Source organism: Acinetobacter sp. HR7, from assembly GCF_000773685.1.
GTDB lineage: Bacteria > Pseudomonadota > Gammaproteobacteria > Pseudomonadales > Moraxellaceae > Acinetobacter > Acinetobacter thermotolerans.
In genome coordinates, this window is record NZ_JPQO01000050.1 from 1 (window position 1) to 3,487 (window position 3,487).

Below are 3,487 nucleotides of genomic sequence, written 5' to 3' on the forward strand. Positions count from 1 at the left end.
TTACTGCCACACTGCTGGAAACCTAAATCGAATTAAAATTGGTATGGGATTCAGCGGACGCTTACCTTGTTTCTAAGTGGGGACTAAATTAAGGCTTATAGGATGAATTCAGAAGGTGTGTTCAGCGGACGCTTACGCAAATAGGCGCTCTAAAATTTTTGGATCATCAACCAACATATTACCCGTTGATGCTCCCATAAAAACTTTCACGCCGCTAACCAATTTAGGATCAAGCGCTTCAACAATATCTAAATTTTGTGCACTTACCCCAAAGTGAAATGCATAATTGGCTATGCTATGTTGAGCTGCAATTGCTTTTTTATCGTGTAGTGCAGTTAAGTCCAATGTAGCAGGATTGGTATTCGGCATATCCATAAAGCTGGTAATTCCACCTATCGCAGCTGCCAAAGATTCTGAGGTAAAACTCCCTTTTTGTGGTGAGCCTGGGTCGCGGAAGTGGACTTGATCATCAATCATGCCTGGGAGTAACCATGCGCCATCAGCCTCGATGCTCTTGGCATTGTGGATACCCGTTATATTAGATTGTATTTTACGAATACGGCCTTGCTGAATAAGGACATCACCGATTTGTTGCTGCCCCTCATTAACTATATTCGCATTACGTATGATGAGATTTGGGAGTTGTCTAAAATTCTTTTTGTAATGCCTTATAACCTTGTACTAACTCAATATTAGTGCTCACCACACTTTCAGAAAATTCACTGATAGAAATATCGATCGGTGGGTATAGGCTTAAGTCGGTTCGGGCATTGATATAGCTCATCGCAGGGACATAAAATGATTCAGGTAAATCGCGACCATCGACAACTGCATTATGACGGATGGCACTATGATCACCGACTTTACAGTTGAATAAGACACTGTTAAAGCCGACAAATACGCGGTTACCAACCACACATGGACCATGAATAATCGAACGATGGGCGATGGATGAGTTTTTTCCAATCGTGACTTGTGCACCTGCTTTTGAATGAATGACAACACCATCTTGAATATTTGAATTTTCACCAATGATGATGGGTTGCATGTCGCCATTTTCATCCACTTCATCTGCACGGATCACCGCATAAGGACCGACAAATACGTTCGCTTCAATAATGACTTTTCCACAAATAATTGCGGTCTGATCAATATAAGCGGATTGGTCAATGACAGGGAGATGACCAGTTGGATTTTTACGAATCATGGTAATGTCTTCAATGTTATATAAATTAGCTAAATAATGGGCTGAGTTAAAATTGTGGCGTGTTGTGTGTTTAATCCAAGATAAAAACAATTGGGGCGATTAGTGTGGCAGGCTGGTCCAGTTTGCTCGACCAAAAAAAGGATGCTGTCACCGTCACAATCAAGTCTGGCTTCAATGAGTTTTTGACGATGTCCTGAACTTTCGCCTTTTCGCCATAAGCACTTCCGCGAGCGAGACCAATAGCAAACCTGTCTTGTATTTAGGGTTTCAAGTAGTGCATCACGGTTAATCCAAGCAAGCATTAAGACATCTTTACTTTGTCCATCTTGGGCAATGGCAGTGATTAGTCCATCCTTGTTCCAGGGAATAGCATCAATAATGCTTTTCAGTTCATAACATTGCCCCATCTTTCCTTGTTCAATGTCTAGAAAAACTGTTGAACCTACCATTGCCATGATCCCTGAGCGACTGCATCGTGAGCATGTAAACTTTCAGCATGGATGACTTTGAAGTTAAATCCTGAAATACCTGAGTAGTTGACAAATGCGTGGTATAAGCGGCGTAAAGCATCTTCACAGAACATTAAATTTTGACCATTTGCTAATGCGAATGCTTGCTCATCTACGCGTTTGACAGCTGTCTGAACAGGTGTTGTCAAGGCTTGTTCTGCATGTGAAATGAATTGCCGAATTGGAATGGACTGTAAACAAGGGTCTAAGTTAAAACGTAGCTGAGCAAAACTTCTTTGGCTGTGTGGAGTTGCTACAATCGCATCTGTTGTACCTAACCACGCCATAATTTCATCGGTGTTTTGTGGATTTATTTTTTTTGTATCAATGGCATCTTGAAAGCTTTTTTGAATGAGGTCACGTGCTAAAGCAGCAGAACAAGGACAGGTTGAGGAATAGGTGATTTCTATTGCTAATTCTGCTTCAAAAGTATGCTCACTTAACTTACAGGATAAGCTAAATGGATAACTTTTCCAGCCCGATAGTGCGCTGACTAAAGCAGGTTGTTCTAAATTAAACTCTGCTTGAATATCAAGGCGGGCTTGTTGAGAGAGCTCAGTATGGCTCGCTAAAAAATCTTGAAGCGCTTGATAAATTTTACTTAAAGTTAGGTCAGGTAGGGCATGGAGTTCCAGCAGTCGAGTATACAGTCTAGACATATGAATACCTTTAGCCTGAGGATTATCTAAGCTGACATAGGCATTCACTTTACTTGCGCACAGTGTATTTTGAATGTGAATAGGTAAGGCGATATTCTCCATTCCGACCCAATCGAGAGGATAGGCATGCATATTCAGAAAAGGTTCAGATGAGACATCTGGGAGCTGCAAGGCATTCATAATTGAAAGTAAGTGTTAAGTGTTATGTTATAACATAACACTTGATAGGTGTTATTTCTAGTATGCTTGTGATAAAAACTGATAAATAGTCGATTTTTATTTTACTGAGTTGAATTTCTACAATATCCAAATAAGATCAGAGAATGTCCTGTGAGTTGAAAATCATGCTTTGTTGCAATATCTAGAAGCAATTTTTCAATTTCTTCATTCTTAAACTCAATGATTTGGTTTGTTTCTTGACAGACAAGATGATCGTGCGAAGTATTTTGCTTTATCTCAAATACAGCATGATTGTGATCAAAGTTATGGCGTTGAATAATACCTGCCATTTCAAATTGAGTTAAGACTCTATAGACCGTTGCTAGTCCAACATCCTCATCTTGCTCCAATAGTTTTTTATAAATATCCTCGGCACTCAGATGGTGAGGAATTGAGTTTTCCAATATTTCTAAAATTTTTATTCGCGGAAGAGTGACTTTTAGTCCTGCTTTTCTCAGGTCTTGATTGCTAATTGCCATATGTGTAATCCGTATTTGATAAAGGTGGGAAGGATGAATCTTAATAAGTAAACATCATTCATTATTGATTGAGTCTCCAAATTGTTTGTGTCTGGGTATCTTCTAAAAGGATGCCACTTTTAAGCAATTTCTGTCGAATTTGATCTGCTAAAGCATATTGTTTATTGCTTCGTGCTGTATTTCTTGCCAGAATCGCTTCTTGGATTTCCTGCTCGGAAAGGGGTGAATCTTGTTCACTAGCTGAGTGCTTTAATATTTTCTCAGGATCATACTGAAAAATATTTAGAATATTGCCGATCCAAAGAAGTAACTGATAATTTTTAATAACGTTTTCTGGGCTCTCTTCTTTTAAGGCTATGAACCGTACCGGGTTTGTCGGAGACTTTTTTATTTAAGTTAGGCCACCTGACCTGA

General features: G+C 39.4%; 4 protein-coding genes and 1 pseudogene. All 5 read right to left on the bottom strand.

The window, feature by feature from the left end:
• Window positions 1–135: 135 nt before the first annotated feature.
• Window positions 136–672: pseudogene (locus GW12_RS03460) on the bottom strand (amidohydrolase family protein); the annotation flags it as partial.
• Window positions 647–1,207 (bottom strand): carbonate dehydratase, encoded by a 561-nt coding sequence (locus GW12_RS03465; protein ID WP_034583419.1) that lies wholly within the window; start codon window positions 1,205–1,207, stop codon window positions 647–649. The pseudogene GW12_RS03460 and the gene GW12_RS03465, both read right to left, overlap by 26 nt.
• A gap of 29 nt (window positions 1,208–1,236) precedes the next feature.
• A complete protein-coding gene (gene hisI / locus GW12_RS03470; RefSeq protein WP_000233115.1) occupies window positions 1,237–1,656 on the bottom strand; it encodes a phosphoribosyl-AMP cyclohydrolase in 420 nt (139 codons plus the stop codon).
• Complete coding sequence (gene folE2, locus GW12_RS03475) at window positions 1,650–2,555, bottom strand: GTP cyclohydrolase FolE2 (RefSeq protein WP_034583425.1); 906 nt, start codon at window positions 2,553–2,555, stop codon at window positions 1,650–1,652. The genes hisI and folE2 overlap by 7 nt, the downstream gene beginning before the upstream one ends.
• Window positions 2,556–2,656: 101 nt before the next feature.
• Window positions 2,657–3,073: a ferric iron uptake transcriptional regulator gene (gene fur, locus GW12_RS03480; RefSeq protein ID WP_034583428.1), complete on the bottom strand. Its 417-nt coding sequence runs from the start codon at window positions 3,071–3,073 to the stop codon at window positions 2,657–2,659.
• Between the last annotated feature and the right edge of the window lie 414 nt (window positions 3,074–3,487).

Bases quoted from the DNA above. Each gene is read 5' to 3' on its own strand.
- folE2 (WP_034583425.1), bottom strand. From the start codon at position 2,555: ATGAATGCCTTGCAGCTCCCAGATGTCTCATCTGAACCTTTTCTGAAT.
- GW12_RS03465 (WP_034583419.1), bottom strand. From the start codon at position 1,207: ATGATTCGTAAAAATCCAACTGGTCATCTCCCTGTCATTGACCAATCC.
- fur (WP_034583428.1), bottom strand. From the start codon at position 3,073: ATGGCAATTAGCAATCAAGACCTGAGAAAAGCAGGACTAAAAGTCACT.
- hisI (WP_000233115.1), bottom strand. From the start codon at position 1,656: ATGGTAGGTTCAACAGTTTTTCTAGACATTGAACAAGGAAAGATGGGG.